The sequence below is a fragment of the Noviherbaspirillum sp. genome (genome assembly GCF_035254685.1).
Taxonomy (GTDB): Bacteria; Pseudomonadota; Gammaproteobacteria; order Burkholderiales; family Burkholderiaceae_D; genus Noviherbaspirillum.
Map to the genome: position 1 here is coordinate 161456 of NZ_DATFAI010000037.1, position 20593 is coordinate 182048.

The 20593-nt window shown below is 59.1% G+C and carries 17 protein-coding genes; 12 read left to right on the forward strand and 5 right to left on the reverse strand.

The genetic code is table 11. From position 1 onward, the window contains the following. Positions 1–17 precede the first annotated feature (17 nt). The 8 genes from VJ698_RS16850 (at position 18) to ldcA (ending at position 7026) form a co-directional block, all read left to right on the forward strand. A complete protein-coding gene (locus tag VJ698_RS16850; RefSeq protein ID WP_324103943.1) occupies positions 18–1022 on the forward strand; it encodes a GGDEF domain-containing protein in 1005 nt (334 codons plus the stop codon). 17 nt (positions 1023–1039) lie between these two features. Beyond that, the gene (guaA, locus tag VJ698_RS16855) at positions 1040–2620 is read left to right on the forward strand and encodes a glutamine-hydrolyzing GMP synthase (protein ID WP_324103944.1); all 1581 of its coding nucleotides are present in this window, start codon (positions 1040–1042) and stop codon (positions 2618–2620) included. Continuing rightward, positions 2617–3252, forward strand: coding sequence for a 7-carboxy-7-deazaguanine synthase (gene queE, locus VJ698_RS16860; protein ID WP_324103945.1), 636 nt, complete (start codon positions 2617–2619; stop codon positions 3250–3252). The genes guaA and queE overlap by 4 nt, the downstream gene beginning before the upstream one ends. Positions 3253–3257: 5 nt before the next feature. Further along, positions 3258–3704: a 6-carboxytetrahydropterin synthase QueD gene (gene queD, locus VJ698_RS16865; protein ID WP_324103946.1), complete on the forward strand. Its 447-nt coding sequence runs from the start codon at positions 3258–3260 to the stop codon at positions 3702–3704. 6 nt (positions 3705–3710) lie between these two features. Further along, the gene (gene tadA / locus VJ698_RS16870; RefSeq protein ID WP_324103947.1) at positions 3711–4205 is read left to right on the forward strand and encodes a tRNA adenosine(34) deaminase TadA; all 495 of its coding nucleotides are present in this window, start codon (positions 3711–3713) and stop codon (positions 4203–4205) included. 128 nt (positions 4206–4333) lie between these two features. Continuing rightward, complete coding sequence (locus VJ698_RS16875; protein ID WP_324103948.1) at positions 4334–5119, forward strand: esterase/lipase family protein; 786 nt, start codon at positions 4334–4336, stop codon at positions 5117–5119. A gap of 33 nt (positions 5120–5152) precedes the next feature. Further along, the gene (locus VJ698_RS16880; RefSeq protein ID WP_324103949.1) at positions 5153–6064 is read left to right on the forward strand and encodes an alpha/beta hydrolase; all 912 of its coding nucleotides are present in this window, start codon (positions 5153–5155) and stop codon (positions 6062–6064) included. 56 nt (positions 6065–6120) lie between these two features. Continuing rightward, a complete protein-coding gene (gene ldcA / locus VJ698_RS16885; RefSeq protein WP_324103950.1) occupies positions 6121–7026 on the forward strand; it encodes a muramoyltetrapeptide carboxypeptidase in 906 nt (301 codons plus the stop codon). Here the strand turns inward: ldcA and VJ698_RS16890 are convergent. Continuing rightward, positions 7009–7905, reverse strand: a complete 897-nt coding sequence (locus tag VJ698_RS16890; RefSeq protein ID WP_324103951.1) for an aldose 1-epimerase — start codon at positions 7903–7905, stop codon at positions 7009–7011. The two genes, ldcA and VJ698_RS16890, sit on opposite strands and share 18 nt — an antisense overlap. 277 nt (positions 7906–8182) lie before the next feature. Here VJ698_RS16890 and VJ698_RS16895 point away from each other — a divergent pair, with 277 nt between their 5' ends. Next, the gene (locus VJ698_RS16895) at positions 8183–9784 is read left to right on the forward strand and encodes an ABC-F family ATPase (protein ID WP_324103952.1); all 1602 of its coding nucleotides are present in this window, start codon (positions 8183–8185) and stop codon (positions 9782–9784) included. A gap of 65 nt (positions 9785–9849) precedes the next feature. Here the strand turns inward: VJ698_RS16895 and VJ698_RS16900 are convergent, their stop codons facing one another. After that, positions 9850–10428 carry a hypothetical protein gene (locus VJ698_RS16900; RefSeq protein ID WP_324103953.1) on the reverse strand — a complete coding sequence of 193 codons (579 nt, stop codon included), beginning with the start codon at positions 10426–10428 and terminating at the stop codon, positions 9850–9852. Positions 10429–10815: 387 nt separating this feature from the next. Between VJ698_RS16900 and nadA the strand changes: the two genes are divergently transcribed. Both nadA and nadC read left to right on the forward strand, forming a co-directional pair. Further along, positions 10816–11955 (forward strand): quinolinate synthase NadA, encoded by a 1140-nt coding sequence (gene nadA, locus VJ698_RS16905; protein ID WP_324103954.1) that lies wholly within the window; start codon positions 10816–10818, stop codon positions 11953–11955. Continuing rightward, positions 11952–12818, forward strand: coding sequence for a carboxylating nicotinate-nucleotide diphosphorylase (nadC, locus tag VJ698_RS16910; protein WP_324103955.1), 867 nt, complete (start codon positions 11952–11954; stop codon positions 12816–12818). The genes nadA and nadC overlap by 4 nt, the downstream gene beginning before the upstream one ends. 81 nt (positions 12819–12899) lie before the next feature. Here the strand turns inward: nadC and nadB are convergent, their stop codons facing one another. Beyond that, positions 12900–14498 (reverse strand): L-aspartate oxidase, encoded by a 1599-nt coding sequence (gene nadB / locus VJ698_RS16915; protein WP_324103956.1) that lies wholly within the window; start codon positions 14496–14498, stop codon positions 12900–12902. Between the two features lie 116 nt (positions 14499–14614). On the opposite strand from nadB, the gene VJ698_RS16920 reads away from it, so the two are divergent. Next, positions 14615–17047: a penicillin acylase family protein gene (locus tag VJ698_RS16920; RefSeq protein WP_324103957.1), complete on the forward strand. Its 2433-nt coding sequence runs from the start codon at positions 14615–14617 to the stop codon at positions 17045–17047. Positions 17048–17128: 81 nt separating this feature from the next. Here the strand turns inward: VJ698_RS16920 and VJ698_RS16925 are convergent, their stop codons facing one another. Both VJ698_RS16925 and VJ698_RS16930 read right to left on the reverse strand, forming a co-directional pair. Beyond that, positions 17129–19768 carry a putative bifunctional diguanylate cyclase/phosphodiesterase gene (locus VJ698_RS16925; RefSeq protein WP_324103958.1) on the reverse strand — a complete coding sequence of 880 codons (2640 nt, stop codon included), beginning with the start codon at positions 19766–19768 and terminating at the stop codon, positions 17129–17131. Positions 19769–20153: 385 nt separating this feature from the next. Beyond that, the coding region (locus VJ698_RS16930; protein ID WP_324103959.1) for an MFS transporter at positions 20154–20593 on the reverse strand (440 nt) is incomplete at its 5' end.

The window sequence follows — 20593 nt, forward strand, 5'->3', positions numbered from 1 at the left end:
GCGCCAAGCGGACAGACATGTCGATCCTGCGTCCGGGGCAGGCCGATATCCAGAATGGCGAAGCTGATCCGGAAATGCTGCGGATCAGCCGCATCGGAAAGACGCTTTTCGACGTGGCGAATTGCGTGATCAAGTTCGGCGACGCGCCGCCGACGTTTGCCGACGGCGGCCGTTCCATCGAGTCCATCGAGACGGCATTCTGCTACAGCCTGCCGCTGCAGGAATCACCAGTAGTGGTGCAGGACGCGCGCAATCATGCTTCGCTAGGGCAGCACCGCTCGGTGGCCGGTGCCCCGTATATCCGCTTTTATGCAACGCACCCGGTCTACAATGTGGACCGGACGCTGGCGGGCAGTGTGAGCCTGGTAGACTATTCGACGCGGCCGGCATTTCGCGAGCGTGAGCTGCTGTTGCTGGCGGACCTGGCAGCGCTGGTCGAGCGGGAACTGCATTTGCGCCACGCCAACGCGTCGCAACTCGACCTGCAGAAGAAGAACAAGAACCTGCGGCGCAGGTCGCTGATCGATCCGCTGATCGGAACCTGGAACCGGGGCGCTATCATGCGCATCCTGACGATCGAAGCCATCCGGTGCGACAAGGCCGGCGAGCCTTTGTCACTGATCGTGGTCGATCTTGATTTCTTCAAGAAGATCAATGACACCTACGGTCACCCGGCCGGCGACACGGTGCTGGTCAAGGTGGCAAGCCGCCTGCGTTCCTGCATACGGCCACAGGAAGCGCTCGGGCGATATGGCGGCGAAGAATTCCTGATCGTGCTGCCTGGGTCTTCGCATTCGACGGCCATGGCGGTCGCGGAGCGGATGCGGGTGGCGATCGCATCGCAGCCGGAAGCCATTGCCGGCACAAGCTTGAACCTGACGATCAGCGCAGGTGTTGCGTCGACGGACTTGTTCCCGACCGCAACGACGGAAGAATTGATCAGCCGAGCCGACATGGCGCTCTATGCCGCGAAGGATGCGGGGCGCAACCGGGTCGTCAAGGCAACACCAGATTTATCCTGATTTTTTATACGCTCTCCATGCACTCAAAAATCCTCATTCTTGATTTCGGTTCCCAAGTGACTCAGCTGATCGCACGCCGCGTGCGCGAGGCCGGTGTATTCTCGGAAGTTTTTCCCTACGACGTCAGCGACGACTTCGTGCGCAATTACGGCGCCGCCGGCGTCATCCTGTCGGGCGGACCGAACTCGGTGACGGAAGGCGACACGCCGCGCGCGCCGCAGGCAGTGTTCGAGATCGGCGTGCCGGTGCTCGGCATCTGCTACGGCATGCAGACGATGGCTGAGCAACTTGGTGGCAAGGTGGAATCCGGCAAGGTGCGCGAGTTCGGCTATGCCGAAATCCGCGCACGCGGTCACACCGCTCTGCTGAACGGTATCAGCGATTTCGTTACTCCCGAGGGCCATGGCATGCTGAAGGTGTGGATGAGCCACGGCGACAAGGTCAATGATATGCCGCCGGGATTCAAGCTGATGGCATCGACTGATAATTGCCCGATCGCAGGAATGGCTGACGAGGAACGCAAGCTGTATGCGGTGCAGTTCCATCCCGAAGTGACGCACACCCAGCAGGGCAAGGCGATCCTCAGTCGTTTCGTGCACGAGATCTGCGGCTGCAAGTCGGACTGGAACATGCCTGACTACATTGCCGAGGCGGTCGAGGCGATCCGCAAACAGGTCGGCGATGATGAAGTGATCCTCGGCTTGTCGGGCGGCGTCGACAGCAGCGTTGCTGCAGCGTTGATCCATCGCGCGATCGGCGACCAGCTCACCTGCGTATTCGTCGATCACGGCCTGCTCCGTCTCAACGAAGGCGAGATGGTGATGAACATGTTCGGCAAGAACCTCGGCGTGAAGGTTATTCATGTCGACGCGACCGAGCAGTTCATGGGCAAGCTGGCCGGTGTCACCGATCCCGAAGCCAAGCGAAAGATCATCGGGCGCGAGTTTGTGGAAGTCTTTCAGGCCGAGGCCGGCAAGCTGAAGAATGCGAAATGGCTGGCGCAGGGCACGATCTATCCGGACGTGATCGAGAGCGCCGGTAAGGGCAAGAAGACGGCGCATACCATCAAGAGCCATCACAACGTCGGCGGCCTGCCCGAAACGCTCAACCTCAAGCTCCTCGAGCCGTTGCGTGAATTGTTCAAGGATGAAGTGCGCGAGCTCGGCGTAGCGCTCGGCCTGCCGCATGACATGGTCTACCGTCATCCGTTCCCCGGGCCGGGGCTGGGCGTGCGTATCCTCGGTGAAGTGAAAAAGGAATTTGCGGACCTGCTGCGTCGCGCCGATGCGATCTTTATCGAAGAATTGCGTGCGATGAAGGACGAGGAAGGCAAGTCCTGGTATGACAAGACCAGCCAGGCGTTCGCAGTGTTCCTGCCGGTGAAATCGGTGGGCGTGATGGGCGACGGCCGCACCTATGAATACGTGGTGGCCTTGCGCGCGGTGCAGACGCAGGATTTCATGACGGCGCATTGGGCGCACCTGCCGCATGACCTGCTGGGCAAGGTATCGAATCGCATCATCAACGAAGTGCGCGGCCTGAACCGCGTGGTGTATGACATTTCCGGCAAGCCGCCGGCGACGATCGAGTGGGAATGATTTACAGCGTCAAGGAAATCTTCTACACGCTGCAAGGCGAAGGCACGCATGCCGGGCGACCGGCGGTGTTCTGCCGGTTCTCGGGCTGTAATCTGTGGACCGGTAGGGAAAGCGATCGTGCCAGCGCCATCTGCAAATTCTGTGACACGGACTTCGTCGGCACGGATGGCGAACTGGGCGGCAAATTCAGGGACAGCGAAAGCCTCGCACAAGTCATCGACGCCTTGTGGCCTTCGAGCTACGCGGCAAGCAAGTTCGTGGTGTTTACCGGCGGCGAACCACTGCTTCAGCTGGACGAAGCGCTGATCAGCAGCATGCACGAGCATGGCTTCGAGATTGCTATCGAAACCAACGGAACGCTGCCGGTGCCGGCTGGCGTGGACTGGATTTGCGTCAGCCCGAAAATGGGCTCCGAATTATGCGTGCGCAAGGGGAACGAGCTGAAGGTCGTCGTGCCCCAAGAGGGTCAGTCACTCGCAGATTACGAATCGCTTGCGTTTGGCCATTTTTATGTGCAGCCGATGGACGGCCCTGAACTGAAGCGTAATACCCGCCTTGCCATCGATATCTGCAAGTCGAATCCGAAATGGAAGCTCAGCCTGCAAACGCACAAGCTGCTTCAAATTCCCTGAAGGCCATGTTGACCATTACCCGCAAACTTGAATTCGATGCAGGACATCGCATCCCGGACCATAAGAGCCAGTGCCGCAACCTGCACGGCCATCGCTATACGCTCGAGATCACGCTCGTCGGTGCGGTGATCCAGGAAGAGGGCAGTTCGGACAACGGGATGATCATGGATTTTTCCGATGTGAAGGCATTGGCCAAACAGCATCTGGTCGATGTCTGGGACCATGCATTCCTCGCCTACGAAAAAGATGCGGTGGTGCGTGAATTCCTGGAGTCGATTCCCGGCCACAAGACGGTGATCATCAGCACCATTCCGACCGTCGAGAACCTCGCGCAGACCGCATTCAATATCCTCAAGACCGCCTACCAGGACCGTTACGGTACGGGGCTACGCCTGCAGAAGCTCGTTCTGCACGAGACGCCCAACTGCTGGGCGGAAATCACAGAGGGTTGATCCTTCATGCAAGACGCCATTTTCATGCGGCAAGCGATCTCGCAAGCGCACAACGCCTGGGCATTGGGCGAGGTGCCAGTGGGCGCTGTCGTTGTGAAAGATGGCACGGTGATTGCAACAGGATTCAATCAACCGATCGGCACGCATGATCCGACCGCGCATGCGGAGATCATGGCCTTGCGGGCGGCTTCATCCATCCTTGGGAATTACCGCCTGCCGGGCTGTGAGCTCTACGTGACGCTGGAGCCATGCGCCATGTGTTCCGGCGCGATGATGCATGCGCGCCTTGCACGCGTGGTGTATGGCGCTCCTGATCCGAAGACTGGAGCATGCGGTTCCATCGTTAACCTGTTCGAGCAGGAAAAACTCAATCACCACACGGAAGTCGTCAGTGGCGTGCTGGCGGAAGAATGCGGCATGCTGCTCAAGGAGTTTTTTGCGGAGCGTCGACGTGCGGTGCAACGCATTGTCGATCCGGCACTGGAGTCCGGCAAGGATTGAGAACGGCGTGCACAGTTGCCGGCAAAGAACCGGTGGCTCGTGTAGAGTGAATGCTTGTTTCAAGCACCTTGCTTTATGTTCCATCCATCATGTCATCCAGTAAACTGACAAGGCGACAAGCCGCTTCAGTGCGTCGTATTCCAAGCGATCCCGACTTGCAGGACATGAAACCTCCTGGCTGGTTCCTGCTTGCACTCGAAGGCCGCGCAGTCTGGGAGCTTGGAGCATCGTTTTTTGCAGCGCCGGTGCTGCGGAGTGCGCCAGCGGGCGACGGCCATCCCGTGCTCGTATTTCCCGGCTTGGTGATGGGAGATTTTTCCACGACGGTTTTGCGAAATTACATTGCGCAGCGCGGTTACGCGTCCTATGCGTGGGAGCAAGGATTGAACTTTGGGCCACGCCCTGGGGTGATTGAAAGCTGCCTGGAGCGCGTGCAGGAGCTTCACGCGCGTCATAAGGAGCGTGTCAGCCTGGTCGGATGGAGCCTGGGCGGAATCTATGCCCGCGAGATCGCCAAGCAGATTCCCGACCATGTCCGCATGGTGATCACGCTAGGCACGCCGTTTGCTGGCAATCCGAAAGCCAATAACGCCTGGCGGCTCTACGAGCTGGCGAGCGGGCAAAGCATCGAGGAAGACATGCGGGCCCGGCATCTGCCGACAACGCCGCCCGTGCCTACGACGTCGATTTACAGCCGGACCGATGGCGTTGTGGCGTGGCGCTGCAGTGTGGAGCGGGAATCATCGCGCTCGGAAAACATCGAGATTCAGTCCAGCCATGTCGGCATGTGCATGAATCCGACCGCCCTGTATGCAGTCGCCGACCGTCTCGCACAATCGCGCGAGGAGTGGAAGCGATTTGATGCGGGCGGACTGAAGGGTGTGAAGAAATTGTTGTATCGAAGCGCGCCTTGACCGCAGGCGCTGCGCAACGTGAAGGAACTTGACTTGCCTACCATCCAGGCGAACGGAATCAATCTGGCCTACGATCTGCAGGGCGACCCGAAGGGGGAGTCGATACTGCTGATAGCCGGCCTCGGGCTACAACTCATTTCATGGCCCGATGCATTCTGCAAGGGTCTGGCAGACCATGGCTTTCGCGTCATCCGATTTGACAATCGCGATAGCGGGCTGTCGACCAAGATGGACCATTTCGGCAAGCCCAACCTGCATCTGGCGTTTTTCAAGTCACTGTTCAACATGCCGCTGTTCGGCGGCTATACCCTCTATGACATGGCAAAGGATGCAACGAGCCTGCTGGACGAGCTCGGTATCGACAAGGCGCACGTCGTCGGCGCATCGATGGGCGGAATGATCGCTCAGATCATCGCGGGACGCTATCCGCACCGCACCTCGACCCTTACTTCCATCATGTCGACCAGTGGACGCCCCGGATTGCCGGGGCCGACGATGGCCGCCAACAATGCCCTGTTTTCGCGGCCGGATAATCCCCGCGACATGAATAGTGTGATCGATCATTTCGTGCGCATGTTCAAGGTGATCGGAAGCCCGGTGTATCCGACGCCGGACGAGGTCTTGCGCAAGCGCGTGGCCGACAGCGTGCGGCGCAACGTCTGTACGAGCGGAACCGCACGGCAGATTATGGCGGTAGCATCGTCCGGTGACCGTGGTGCGCTGCTGCGCACGATCAAGGTACCGGCGCTGGTCATCCACGGAACGGATGATCCGCTGGTGCCCGTCGCTTGTGGGCGCGATACGGCGCGCCTGATACCGCGATCCATCCTGCATGAGGTCGAAGGAATGGGGCATGATTTCCCTCCTGCGCTGGATGGTGTATTGTCCGGATTGGTTGCGGCGCATTGCAAGGGCGAACTCGAGCCGGAAGCGCGCCGCGCGTGACAGAATCATTTTCCGGGCAAGGGATGGGAGCAGAGCTGGCACTTTCAGGCGTCAGCGTGGCAATCGTTGCACCGGGCGGCTATGCAGCGGATGCGAATGCCGTCGAGCGTGCGACGGCACGATTGGAAGCATTCGGATGCCGCGTACGTAATTTTTACAATCCCTCGGCGGTGTTTCAGCGATTCGGCGGCACCGACGCAGCGCGCCTGGAGCAATTGCACCAGGCGGCTGCAGATCCGGACGTGCGCGTGGTCATCGCATTGCGCGGCGGTTATGGCATGTCGCGATTGTTGCCGGAACTTGACCTTGCCGCGCTGGGGGCGAGCGGCAAATTGTTCGTCGGCCATAGCGATGTCACTGCTCTGCACATGGCCATGCTCGCGCAAGGCGGTGCAATCAGTTTTGCCGGGCCGATGATCTGCGATGATTTCTCTCGTGTCGAGGCGAGCGACTTCACGCTGCAGAATTTCTGGCAGTGCGTGACGAGCCCGACGCATATATTGCCCTTCGAAAGCGAGGGAAGCCCGGCTGTCGATGTCTCGGGAATCCTCTGGGGCGGAAACCTGACCATGCTCGCGCACCTGGCCGGAACAGAGTACATTCCGCGCGTGGATGGCGGCATCCTGTTCATCGAGGATGTGAACGAACACCCGTATCGCGTTGAGCGCATGCTGCTCCAGCTTTTCCATGCAGGGCTGTTGAACCAGAAGGCGATCGTGCTCGGCGATTTCTCCAATTACCGTTTAAGCGAATACGACAACGGCTACGACTTCGCGGCGATGCTTGACTATCTGCGCGAACGCCTGGGCGTGCCTATCCTGACCGGGCTGCCATTCGGGCATACGCGGGACAAGGCCACACTTGCGGTCGGCAGCCAGGCCCGGCTCATATCCGATGGCACGTCCGCATCGCTCACCATGAGCGGCTACCCCAACCTGCGCAACTCAGCGCATCGCGCCTGAAGGGGCAACCAGGAACTTCGTTCTCAAGGCAAGGCTGTCGCCGTGCCCAAGGTGCGCCAGGCCCGGCTGTCCGGTCATGTGAAATGCATCGATCGGATGGGTGACGGGTTCGAGGCAGAAAAAATCCCCGCGCGGCGGCCGGAAAAGCAGGACATAGCCATTACAGTCGGGCATGACCATCGTGAGCGACAGGTTGCGGTCGGGATAATCGATGATCGCCTTCCCGTTCCAGCCGGTGTAGCAGTTGTCGATCAGCGGGCCGTCGAGCGATGACGGCATGTTGTAATCCCAAGTGGGCGGGAACACGGTTGCATGCTCGGTGGGAATCGGATCTCCACCCGACAGCCACACGCCTTCCGCCTTGAACTGCAGTCGCGTGCGTGCCGTGCGCGCGAAGTAGGGATGCAGCCCGAGACCATAGGGCAGCGTCTGTTGTCCTGTGTGAGTGACGGTGAGATCGATTTGCAGACCGTCCTGCAGGAGCAGGAAGGTCTGTGTGCTGCGGTAATGATAGGGACTGTGATCGAAGCCATGCGATTCTAGCGAGAGCTTCAGCCGGTTGTTGGCATGCTCTGTCACCTGCCATTGCTGCAGCCAGCCGTCGCCATGGATCGGGTAATGTTCCTCGGCCCGGTTCGCATGGATCGGATAGAAGTGGCCGTCGTGTTCAAAACCGCCATGCGTGATCCGGTTGGACCATGGCACCAGCGGAAAGCAGGCCATGGTATAGCGGTCGCCGGATGCGCCGTTCCAGGGCCGGAACAAGGGTATCCACTGATCTCCAGCTTTCCATTCCCAGGCCGTAACGCTTCCGCCCAGCTCCGGAGCCAGTTGCAGGCGTTGCGTTTCCGATTCCAGCGAAACAGGTTTTGCTGTCATGGCGAACTTTCATCCGTGGTCTAGCGCAAATAGACCGCATGCCGGCACTTCGTGTTCCCCTTGCTGCGTCGACAGCACGGTCAGGAGCGCTCGATGTGATTCACGCAGAATATTCGTTTCGATTTTGCCGGCGAGGAAATCCAGGGCTGCGGCCCGGAACGTGCGCCCATGCTGCCTGCGTCTTGCATCATCGATAACAGGGGGAGAGGCATGGCGCTCGTCCGCGGAATGGTAAAATGTCGGGTTTCGTTGTTCACTCCGCAAAAGGCTTTTTCCTGTGCTTTCCACCGCAAACATCACAATGCAGTTCGGCCCCAAGCCGCTGTTTGAAAACATTTCCGTCAAATTCGGCGATGGCAACCGCTACGGCCTGATCGGCGCAAACGGCTGCGGCAAGTCGACTTTCATGAAGATTCTTGGTGGCGATCTCGAGCCGAGCGCCGGAACCGTGATGCTCGATCCGAATGAGCGTCTTGGCAAGCTGCGCCAGGATCAGTTTGCGTTCGAGGAAATGCGCGTGCTCGACGTCGTGATGATGGGGCATACGGAAATGTGGGCGGCAATGAATGAACGCGATTCCATTTATGCAAATCCGGACGCAACCGACGACGACTACATGCGCGCCGCCGACCTGGAGGCGAAGTTTGCCGAGTATGACGGCTATACGGCCGAGGCGCGCGCCGGTGAGTTGTTGCTCGGCGTGGGCATTCCGCTCACCCAGCATCAAGGGCCGATGAGCAATATTGCGCCAGGCTGGAAATTGCGCGTGCTGCTGGCGCAGGCGCTGTTTTCCAATCCAGACATCCTGTTGCTTGACGAACCGACCAACAACCTCGACATCAACACCATTCGGTGGCTGGAGAATATGCTCAACGAGCGCAACTCCACCATGATCATCATCTCGCACGACCGACACTTCCTTAATCAGGTCTGTACGCATATGGCGGATATGGACTATGGGACACTGAAGATCTATCCGGGCAATTACGACGACTACATGCTGGCCGCATCGCAGGCCCGTGCTCAGCAGGTGGCGGCCAACGCGAAAGCCAAGGAGCGCGTCGCAGAGTTGCAGGAATTCGTACGCCGCTTCTCGGCCAACAAGTCCAAGGCTCGCCAGGCGACCTCGCGCGCAAAGCAGATCGAAAAGATCAAGGTGGAGGATATCAAGCCGTCAAGCCGGCAGAATCCGTTTGTTCGTTTTGAGGGCGAGAAGAAACTGCATCGCCAGGCGGTGGAAGTGGAAGGCTTGTCGAAATCCTATGACCGCAAGATCTTCAACAACTTCAACATCCTCGTCGAAGCCGGTGAAAAGATTGCCATCATTGGCGCCAACGGCGCAGGCAAGACGACGCTGCTGCGCTGCCTCGGCGGCGTCGAAATCACTGGCCTGAAGTCTGACCACGGCATCGTGAAATGGGCCGAGCATGCGGACATCGGTTACATGCCGCAGGATCCGACCGAAGAATTCGCGGTCGACAAGAGCCTGACGGACTGGATGGGCCAGTGGACGAAGGAGGGCGACGACGACCAGGCTGTGCGCTCCATCCTCGGCCGCCTACTGTTCTCCGGCGACGACGTGAAAAAGTCGGTCAAGGTGCTGTCCGGCGGCGAGAAGGGACGCATGATGTACGGCAAATTGATGCTTGGACGTCACAACGTGCTGCTGATGGATGAGCCGACGAATCACATGGACATGGAATCCATCGAGTCCCTGAACATCGCACTCGACAAGTACCAAGGTACGCTGATCTTCGTATCGCACGACCGGGAGTTCGTCTCCTCGCTGGCCACGCGCGTCCTTGAGGTCAGAGACGGCGAGGTGATCGATTTCCGCGGCGGCTACGAAGAGTATCTGTCAAGCCAGGGCATTGAATAAACATGTGAAATGAAAAGCGCAGCAGTGCAGTTTGCGACTGCTGCGCAGTGCGTGATCCCGGCAGCTTATTCGGGCAAAGTGGTGTTCGGGTCGATAATGGTCGTGGTGGGCGGCGCGGCCTCGCCGAGGTAGAGCAATTGGTCGAGGCGGGCACGAAGGCTGCGCGCGATTTCCTTGCCTTTTGCCTTAAGTACGGCTTCAAGATAGGGGTCGCGCAGCTGAGTGAAATCGTCGATCGACGCTGCCTTTTCCACCTTCAATTGCAGACCGTAGCCGCGCAAGCCGATCGTGCTTTTGATGGTTTCGGTGTAAAAATGATAGATCGCTTCAAACTGCGTCTGACCGGGCGGAAGAATGTCGGCAGTGCCTGTCTGTACCGGACCGGGGGGCTGGACTTGCGGCTGCGGCGCAGCCGAAACAGGTTCCGGAGCCGGCACTGCGGAAAGAATGGCTTGAATGAAGCCATTTTTTTCCAGTTCGGCAAGACTTTCTTCATTCAATCCAAGGCCGCCAATCTTCTGCAGGAGACCATCACCGGTCTGCTTGCCGTCGACCATCACCAGCAGGGTACGCAGGCGGGATGCAAGCTGATACTTGCGGGTCGCGATCTCCTCTCGACCCTTGTCAGTCTTGTCGAAAATCATGCTTCTCATAGGCATTGTTTCCCCAACTGGAAATGCAATGACGCATTTCCGCATCCTGAATGGTTACGCATGCTGACATGGAGCATGCAGAGTTCTGCCATCCTGTTTGTTCTTGGTGGCAATATATGGAATGCCTAGTTAAATGGATATGGCTCGGTTAGTTCTTGATTTTTATCAGATTGAGTATGCTAGCTATTTTGTCTTACGTAAATATATACCTGCGGCAAGGCAAAAAAACCACAAAGCAATGTCCGGCGAATTGAAGGGTCTATCCGGCATTGGCTCGCCTGGCATTGCTTGAAAATCGTCATCCGACCCCAAAGTTTTGTTTATCGTTCATACTCTTTCTTCTACGTTCCTATCGTCCCCGGATTGTCGCTTCATACCATGCAGATACCACCTATCAAAACCGTTGAATTCGAACGACCGGAAATGAATTCCGGCAGTAGTTGTGTCGCCAACGCCTGGGCCCGCGTGCCCGTTCCGCTTACGCCAGCAGAAAGGTCTGCGCTCAAGGAGCGCATCAAGCGTCTGTTGAAAGAAAAGCAAGCGGTGCTGGTCGCGCATTACTATGTCGATGCCGACCTGCAGGACCTTGCGGAGGAAACCGGCGGATGTGTTTCCGATTCCCTCGAGATGGCGCGATTCGGACGCGATCATCCGGCCCGGACGCTGGTGGTCGCCGGTGTGAAGTTTATGGGCGAGACGGCGAAGATCCTCAGCCCTGAAAAGACGGTGCTGATGCCGGACCTCGACGCAACCTGTTCGCTCGATCTGGGCTGTCCCGCCGACGAGTTCACTGCATTTTGTGATGCGCATCCGGATCGCACCGTCGTGGTCTATGCAAACACGAGCGCCGCAGTGAAGGCGCGCGCCGACTGGATGGTGACGTCCTCGATCGGCCTGCAGATCGTCGAGTATCTGCATGCGCAAGGGAAGAAGATCCTGTGGGCGCCCGACAAGCATCTGGGCAGCTACATTCAGAAAAAGACAGGCGCGGACATGCTGCTCTGGCAAGGGTCCTGCCTGGTGCACGACGAATTCAAGGGGCTCGAGCTGGAACTGCTGAAAAAGGAACACCCGAACGCTAAGGTGCTGGTGCATCCCGAATCGCCCGAGTCCGTGGCGGCGCTCGCCGATGTCGTCGGGTCCACTTCGCAACTGATCGCCGCGGCGCAATCGCTCGATGCACAGGAATTCATCGTCGCGACGGATAATGGCATCCTGCACAAGATGAAAATGGCCGCACCCGGCAAGCGCTTCATCGATGCGCCGACCGCGGGCAACAGTGCTACGTGCAAGAGCTGCGCGCATTGTCCGTGGATGGCCATGAACGGCCTGCAGAACCTGGCCGATGTGCTTGAATCGGGCCGGAACGAAATTCACGTCGATCCGGAAATTGGCCGGAAAGCCTACGTTTCCATCGATCGCATGCTGGCATTTGCAGCACAGCTCAAGGCCAATGTGCGACCGGGCAGCGACTTGGCCAAAGAACAAAAACTTTTTGCAGGGATTGGACCGGCATGAGCACATTGCAAAATCCGTTCGCACCGTTCGATGCAGCGCTTGCAGGCGCATTTGAGGCGAATATCCAGGCCGCGCTGACGGAAGATGTCGGCAGCGGCGATGTCACCGGCAGACTGGTAGCGGAAAACGAGTGGGTGAAAGCGCGCGTCGTGGTGCGGGAAGCAGCTGTCTTGTGCGGAGCGCCGTGGTTCGAGGGAGTGATGAGCCAGCTTGATCCGCGCATTCGTATCGAATGGCGTTATCCGGAAGGCGCCATGATGACTGCCGACAGCGAAGTCTGCACGATCGACGCGCCGGCACGCGCCTTGCTGACAGCGGAGCGCACGGCATTGAATTTTCTGCAGCTCCTGTCCGGTGTGGCGACGGCGACACGCGAGTATGTGAACGTGATCGAGGGTACGCGTGCTGCCATTCTTGACACACGCAAGACGCTGCCCGGATTGCGACTGGCCCAGAAATATGCGGTACGCGTCGGCGGCGGACAGAACCAGCGCCTCGCGCTGTACGACGGCATCCTGATCAAGGAAAACCATATTGCGGCCGCAGGCGGCGTCGGTGCCGCAATGCGCGCTGCACAGGCGCTGAATGCTGGTGTGTCGATCCAGATCGAAGTGGAAAACATGGCAGAACTGGATGAGGCGCTGGCAGCCGGCGCTACCTCGATCCTGCTCGACAATTTTTCGCTGGAGATGATGCGCGATGCGGTCAGACTGACGAATGGCCGCGCCGTGCTGGAGGCGTCCGGCGGGATCAACATGGGTACGGTGCGCGCGATTGCGGAAACTGGTGTCGACCGTATTTCGATCGGCAGTTTGACCAAGGACGTGCGCGCGACAGATTATTCGCTGCGCGTCATGGAATAAGGCAGGAAGGTCTTTCCGCCCACGGCGCCATGAATGGAGCGCACGCTCCATTCATCGGCACCCGTTTGTGCGGCGGCTGGCTTAGCGCCGCGCGGGAGACAACACCGTCGGCAAGGCCTTCGGCAAGGTTTCCGGGAAGTCCTGGCTGAAATGCAGGCCACGGCTTTCGCGGCGAGACAGCGCGCTGTCGACGATCAGTGAAGCCACTTCAACGAGGTTGCGCAGTTCCAGCAGGTCGCGCGTGATGCGAAACTGCGAGTAGTACTCATTGATCTCCTCGCGCAGCAGGCGGATGCGGTGCTGCGCGCGCTCCAACCGCTTCGTGGTCCGCACGATGCCTACATAATTCCACATCGATCGGCGCAGCTCTTCCCAGTTGTGCGCGATCACGACTTCTTCGTCCGCGTCGGTGACCCGGCTCTCATCCCACGCTGGCAGTGGCCTGGACGCTGGCTTGGCCTGCTGTTCGATATGCTTGGCAGCAGAGTGACCGATCACCAGGCATTCGAGCAGCGAGTTGCTGGCGAGCCGATTCGCGCCATGCAAACCGGTGTACGCGGTTTCTCCCACTGCATAGAGTCCGGGGATATCCGTGCGGCCATTCATGTCGGTCACGACGCCGCCGCATGTGTAATGCGCAGCAGGCACTACCGGGATCGGCTGTTTGGTGATATCGATCCCGAGCTCGAGGCAGCGGGCGTAGATGGTCGGAAAATGCGACTTCAGGAATTCCGGCGGCTGGTGGCTGATGTCGAGTTCGACATAATCGAGGCCACGCTTCTTCATCTCGAAGTCGATCGCGCGCGCCACCACGTCACGCGGCGCCAGCTCCCCACGTTCGTCATGCTCGGGCATGAAACGCTTGCCGGCAGCGGCGCCAGCGCCGGCCGGCAGCTTGAGCAAGCCACCCTCACCACGCACCGCCTCGCTGATGAGGAAGGACTTGGCGTAGGGGTGGTAGAGGCAGGTCGGATGGAACTGAATGAATTCCATGTTTGCGACGCGACATCCCGCGCGCCACGCCATTGCAATGCCGTCGCCGGTGGCCGTATCCGGATTGGTTGTATAGAGATAGACCTTGCCCGCGCCGCCGGTGGCGAGCACCGTCTGGTCGGCAGCCAGGGTCATGACCGTTCCGTTGTTGACATCCTGCACGTACAGGCCGGCGCAATACGGCGTACCGCCCACGCCCAGCTTGTCCGACTTGATGATGTCGATGGCGAAATGGTCTTCCAGTACGGTGATGTTCGGATGGGAGCGCGCCTTCTGCTCCAGGGTCACCTGCACCGCATGCCCGGTGGCATCGGCAGCATGAATGATGCGGCGCTGACTATGGCCACCTTCCCGGGTTAGGTGGTACCCTAGCTCCGCAGTCGGGTCACGGGTAAAAGGCACGCCTTGCGCGATCAGCCATTCGATCGCTTCGCGGCTGTTTTCGACGATGTGGCGGGTTGCGCCTTCGTCGCAAAGGCCAGCGCCGGCGATCAGGGTATCGGCAATATGCTGCTCATGACTGTCGCCGGAATCGAGCACGGCAGCGATGCCGCCTTGAGCCCAGTTGCTGGCGCCGTCGAGCAGGCTGCGTTTGGAGACGATCACCACTTTGCGGGTTTTCGCGAGATGCAGGGCGACGGAGAGTCCGGCCAGCCCGCTTCCGACAATAGCGACATCAAATTTCATAAGATAAGCGCTGCCTGTATGCGTTGTCATCACGTAGAACGACATCTTACCATGTGGCAAAAAATGACTCTTGATTCAGAAGCGTTGGCGTCGAAAATTCTGAAGGCAATAACAATATGACTGGAATACTGAAAAAAGTTGCGCTGCTGCTGGTCGCATTGCTGGCGACGTTCGTAGCCGTTGCATTGTGGTACCGGAGCGCAAGCCAGCCCCAGGTCGACGGCAAGCTGAAGCTGGAGGGGCTGACGGCGCCGGTGGATATCGTGCGCGATGCCGAAGGGATTCCTCATATCTATGCCAAATCGACCGCGGACGCCTATTTTGCGCTCGGATACGTGCACGCGCAGGACCGCTTGTGGCAGCTTGAAATGAATCGGCGGATCGTGGCCGGAAGACTGGCTGAAATCCTCGGGCCGAGCGCGCTCAACACCGATCGTTTTTTGCGCACCCTGGGCGTGCGGCGCAATGCCGAACGAATCCTTGCCCACCTCGAGCCTGAGACGCGCGCCGCACTGGACGCTTATGCGCGCGGCATTAATGCCTGGCTTGCCAACCGTAGCGGACCGCTGCCGCCGGAGTTCATCCTGTCCGGCGCGCCGTCTCCCGCCCCGTGGCAGCCAGTGGATTCCATCGGCTGGCAAACCATGATGGCGTGGGATCTTGGTTCGAACTGGACGCAGGAACTGTTGCGCATGCGCGCGGCGCAGAAGTTGTCGCTGGCGCAGATCAATGAGATTCTTCCGCCGTATCCCGGCGATCCGGTCACAGCCACCCAGGATTACACATTGTTGTACCGTCAGCTGTCCGGAACTACGCAGCAGCTCGCCGCTGTCGCGGCGGCCGCACCGCCGTCGTATATCGAGGGCATGGGATCGAACAACTGGGTGGTTTCCGGCGATCTGTCGGAAACCGGCAAGCCGCTCCTCGCGAACGATCCGCACCTTGGCCTGTCCGCACCCGCATTGTGGTACTTCGCGCATCTGTCGGCGCCCGGGATGAGCGTCATCGGTGCGACTTTGCCGGGCATTCCTTCGGTGGTGCTCGGGCACAACGACAGGATCGCGTGGGGTTTCACCAATACCGCGCCTGACGTGCAGGACCTGTACATCGAACGTATCAATCCGGACAACAAGAAGCAGTACCAGACGCCGCAGGGCTGGTCCGAGTTCAAGACGCGAACCGAGACCATCAAGGTCAAGGGGCAGCCGGACGTGACATTTGAGGTGAATGAGACCCGCCACGGCCCGGTTATCACCGGCGCGCTGCCGCTCGTTGACAAGGCGCCGATCGACGCCCGGAAATATGTGATCGCCTTTGCCTGGACGGCGCTGCGTCCTGACGATGTCACGCTGCAGGCCGGCATGAAATTCAACAAGGCGCAGAACTGGCAGCAGTTCCTGGACGGTGCAAAGGATTTCGGTGCGCCGCAGCAAAATATGGTGTATGCGGACATCGATGGCAATATCGGTTTCGTTGCGCCGGCACGCGTGCCGGTCCGCAAGCCGGAAAATGATTTGAGAGGACTTGCGCCGGCACCGGGTTGGGATGCGCGCTACGACTGGACGGGCTTCATCCCCTTCGAGGAATTGCCGCGCCAGTTCAATCCCGCGTCGCACCGTTTCATGACCGCCAACCAGAAGATCGTCGGGCCGGATTATCCGCATTTCCTGACGAGCGAATGGACCTTGCCGTATCGCGTGCAACGCATCAGCCAAATGCTGGACGCAACGCCGAAGCACAGCATGGCCAGCTTTGCGGAGATGCAAAAGGATTACGTCTCGCTCGCCGCCCAGGAGTTGCTGCCGATCTTGCGCAACACTGTGCCGAAGACCGACCGCGCCAAGGAAGCCCTCGACACGCTGAGGGGGTGGAACGGGTCGATGGCGACTAACCGTCCGGAGCCGCTTATTTTCACGGCATGGATGCGCGCCGCCTCGCACGCGATTTTCGCTGACGAACTAGGCGACGACCTGATGAACGATTACTGGGACCAGCGTAATGTGCACCAGCCCATGGTGAACGTGCTCAAGAACAAGGACGGGCAGGGCAGGTGGTGCGCGGATACGAAGAAGCCGGCACAAACCCAGCCTCAGACCTGTGAAGAATTGCTGTCGGCCTCGCTGGACGTCGCGTTGGATCGTCTGGTGCAGCGCTACGGCCCCGAGATTTCAAAGTGGCGCTGGGGTGATGCGCACGTCGCGCGATCGGAGCATCGCCCGTTTGGCAAGGTCGATGTGCTGGCAAGATTTTTCGATATCCGCGTGCCGACACCGGGAGACACCTACACCGTGAATGTCGGACGCTACAGCCTACGAGACGATAAGGAGCCATTTACCAGCCATCATGCTGCCAGCCTGCGTGCGCTATACGACTTGTCGAACCTTGAAAACTCGCGGTTCATCCATTCGACCGGTGAATCGGGGAACATTTTTTCGCCGCTCTACAATAACTTTGCCCAGCGCTGGGCGGACGTTGCTTATGTGCCGATGAAGATGCGGCGCGAAGAAGTGGATAAGAACCGGCTCGGCTTGCTGATCTTGACGCCGTGATTCACGAGTGAGGAGTGGCGTCAACCTTGTTGACGGGCCTCCTTGTGCGCAAGGCGGGTCCGGGCGTTTCCTGCAAGCCCCTCAGGCAACCTGGAAATGCTGCGATGTGCGCAGGAGTTCCTCCGCATCCTGTGCTGGCACCGGCGGGGAAAAGGCGAAGCCCTGCGCCAGGTAGCAACCCATCTTCTTCAGCTGCAGCATGTCTTCACGCGTCTCGACGCCTTCTGCAACTGTATCGAGATTGAGCGTTTGGGCAAGCGCCAGGATCAGGCGCACGATCTCTGCGTCACTCGGATTTTTGTCCAGTCCCTGCACGAAGGTCTTGTCGATTTTCAGCACGTCGATCGGCAGACGGTGCAGATAGGAGAGGGACGAGTAACCCGTGCCGAAATCATCCAGCGCGAGGCGGAATCCGAGGCCCTTCAGTACGCTCAGCGTCTCGATCGTCTGTACCGGGTTGGCCATCGCAGAGGTTTCGGTCAATTCCAGTTCGATGGAATTAGGATCGACACCGGTACGCTCGAGGATGTCCTTCACGTCGGCCAGGAAGGTGGATTGCAGGAGCTGGCGCATCGAAACATTGACTGCAATGGTGAAACGGTCCATTCCCGGGTACTCGTCCTGCCACCTGCGCAACTGCTTGCATGCCTCTTCCAGGACCCATAACCCGATTGGCACCACGAGGCCGGAACTCTCCGCCACCGGGATGAATTCCATCGGTGGGATCATGCCGTACTGCGGATTATTCCATCGCAGCAGCAATTCAAACCCCTTCAATGCGCCATTGAGGATCGATACCTTCGGCTGGTACACCAGCGCCAGTTCATCGCGTTCCAGCGCAAAACGTAACGCTACATCCATTTGCGCGCGCTTGGTGGTGCAAGACTGCAGCGAGGCATCGAAGATCTCGGCGCGATTGCGCCCGCGCTCCTTCGCCTGGTACATCGCAGCATCGGCGTCGCGGATCAGTTCAGAAGGATTCTTGTGCTCCGGGTCGAGCAGGGCGATGCCGATGCTGGTCTGGATTTTCACGACGGTGCCGTCGACCGCCAACTGTTGCGACACAGCCTGCAGCAGGACTTCAGCCTTGACCTTTGCCTCATCCAGTGTCGCATTGGACAGGATGACGAATTCGTTGCCGCCGAAGCGGGCGACGAAGTCGTCGGTGGGCAGTTCAGCGAGAATGCGGCGCGTGATTTCGGTCAGGCACTTGTCGCCGAAGTCATGGCCGTGAATATCATTGACGCTCTTGAAAAAATCAAGGTCGCAGAACAGCATGGCGATCTGGCGGGATGCTTCACTGGTGTTTGCGATGACGTCGGAGATCGTCTTGAGCAAGTAACGGCGATTTGGCAGGCCGGTGAGCGGATCATGCAGTGCCTGGTGTTGCAGGCGCATTTCGTATTCCTTGCGATCGGTAATGTCGCGCGAGATGCAGAGCACGCCGACTACTTCGCTGCGAGTGTCGCGCAGAGGATACTTGTTGACGCGATACCAGTTGGGCAAGCCGTTTTCCCAGCCGCACTGAATCTCCTGGTCCTCCTGTGGCGCACTGCTCTGGATGACTTGTAGATCCTGTCGGTAAAGGCGCTCGGCAAGTTCACGGGCGGTACGCGCGCTGTCGCGGGATGCGGCAGCGCAGAATATGTCGGAGATGGTCTTGCCGCGCAGGGCGCCTTCGGAGGGATAGCCGAAGCGCCGCTGGAAGGTCTGGTTGCTGATGGTGAAACGGCCTTCCCTGTCCGTTGCGTAGATCATGGAGGGATTCAGGTCCAGCACCGCGCGCAGTAGCGCATGCTCTTCTTCCAGCCTTGTTTCGGCATCCTTGCGCGCCGATATGTCCTCGACGCTGAAAACGAAGCCATTGATGGCGTCATCGTGAAGCATGTTGTAGCCGCGCGTCTCCAGCCACACCCAGTGCCCGTCCTTGTGCCGGGTCCGGTGCCGCGAAAAGATGCTGCTGTGCGGCGTGTCCCGCAGGTAGCGCAATTTTCGACGATGGGCTTTCCTGTCGTCGGGATGGAAGATCGGGCGCATCAAGTCGTTGTCGATTTCTTCGGGAGCGTAACCGATGACTTCCCTTAGCGCGCGGTTGGCGAATTTGATGCGAAACCGGCTGTCGGCGATGAGAAACACATGCCGCGCGGCTCGCGCAATTGCATCGAAGCGGCGCTGGTTGTGATGCGCCTGCTGGATCGCTTTTGCGTTGCTGGCCAAGGCATCGGCAAGGAAGATCGACGACAAGCCCATGAAGATGGTTGCGAACAATTGCGGCAGCCAGTCCACCAGATGGGTGCCGAGGGTGATATTCAGGCTCGCTTCGATGAAGGTCACCGTAAACGCCATGCCGATGGCGAGCGGAGCTTCAACGGCTAGCGGAAAGATCCCGGCCAGCCCGATCAGCCAGGGTAGAGGCTGGGCAGGCATGGACTGTTGAAATGCAAGGCTGGCGATCACGAAGATGCAGGTGGTCCATTCGATGAGCAGTCGAGCACGCCCAAAGGGAATGGCATTCGGCCAGAAATAGCGCGCGAGCGCCGCAAAAAACAGGGTGACGAGCACACTGACGGCCACGACGCTCAGGTCGGACAGCATCACCTTGTTGACGAATGCGGCAAGCACTGCGTGCAAGAGCAGAGTGATATACAGGCAAACCGAGGCGATCCGGAAAATCTCTTGGCCAGTGACGGTGCCGGCAAGGCGTAATGGGTGAAGTTTCATCGTACCGGCACAACTTCGCAGCTGAACACAAAGCGGAACGTCGAGGCAAGGCGGGAAGGGAAGGGGACGCTGCGGCTATCCGGGGTTGTCATGCGGGACATGGACCGGAAACAATGAATGTCATGGCAATCTGGTATTTTTCTTCCGGAATACATGCTGTATGCCGTTCCGCAAGCCTTGAGAAAATTAACACATGGACAATAGCAAAGCCCGCCAGCTTTGGACAGTGCTAATCGGCAAATCCATACACATTTTGCAATTTTTCTTGATCTGGATTGCCGGAACTGCAAGATTTCTTGAATAAAGGAAATAAAAAAAGCCGCCAGGAGTACTGGCGGCTTCAAAACCAGGATTACCCGAAGGCAGGCCTGGGACGATTAGACGTTTAGTCTGCGGCGTAGATGTCGCTGTCCTTGGTTTCTTTCACGAACAGCAGGCCGACGACGAAGGTCATCATAGCGATGATGATCGGATACCAGAGACCGTAGTAAATGTCGCCCTTGTACGCAACGAGTGCGAACGAGGTGGTCGGCAGCAGACCGCCGAACCAGCCGTTGCCGATGTGGTACGGCAGGCTCATCGAGGTGTAGCGGATGCGCGTGGGGAACAGCTCCACCAGCATGGCGGCGATCGGGCCGTAGACCATGGTGACCAGGATCACCAGGTACACCAGCATCACCAGCACCATCACCTTGTCCATCTTGGCCGGATCGGCCGCCACCGTCAGGTTGGCGGCCTTGGTGGCGTCGGCCAGCGCCTTGCGGAACTCGCCCAGCGCCTTGACGCTTTCCGCCGAGAAGCCGTGGCGCTGCTCGTTCAGCGTCG

Bases quoted from the DNA above. Each gene is read 5' to 3' on its own strand.
- nadB (WP_324103956.1), bottom strand. From the start codon at position 14,498: ATGAAATTTGATGTCGCTATTGTCGGAAGCGGGCTGGCCGGACTCTCC.
- VJ698_RS16850 (WP_324103943.1), top strand. From the start codon at position 18: ATGTCGATCCTGCGTCCGGGGCAGGCCGATATCCAGAATGGCGAAGCT.
- tadA (WP_324103947.1), top strand. From the start codon at position 3,711: ATGCAAGACGCCATTTTCATGCGGCAAGCGATCTCGCAAGCGCACAAC.
- VJ698_RS16920 (WP_324103957.1), top strand. From the start codon at position 14,615: ATGACTGGAATACTGAAAAAAGTTGCGCTGCTGCTGGTCGCATTGCTG.
- VJ698_RS16890 (WP_324103951.1), bottom strand. From the start codon at position 7,905: ATGACAGCAAAACCTGTTTCGCTGGAATCGGAAACGCAACGCCTGCAA.
- nadA (WP_324103954.1), top strand. From the start codon at position 10,816: ATGCAGATACCACCTATCAAAACCGTTGAATTCGAACGACCGGAAATG.
- VJ698_RS16925 (WP_324103958.1), bottom strand. From the start codon at position 19,768: ATGAAACTTCACCCATTACGCCTTGCCGGCACCGTCACTGGCCAAGAG.
- nadC (WP_324103955.1), top strand. From the start codon at position 11,952: ATGAGCACATTGCAAAATCCGTTCGCACCGTTCGATGCAGCGCTTGCA.
- guaA (WP_324103944.1), top strand. From the start codon at position 1,040: ATGCACTCAAAAATCCTCATTCTTGATTTCGGTTCCCAAGTGACTCAG.
- queD (WP_324103946.1), top strand. From the start codon at position 3,258: ATGTTGACCATTACCCGCAAACTTGAATTCGATGCAGGACATCGCATC.
- queE (WP_324103945.1), top strand. From the start codon at position 2,617: ATGATTTACAGCGTCAAGGAAATCTTCTACACGCTGCAAGGCGAAGGC.
- VJ698_RS16900 (WP_324103953.1), bottom strand. From the start codon at position 10,428: ATGATTTTCGACAAGACTGACAAGGGTCGAGAGGAGATCGCGACCCGC.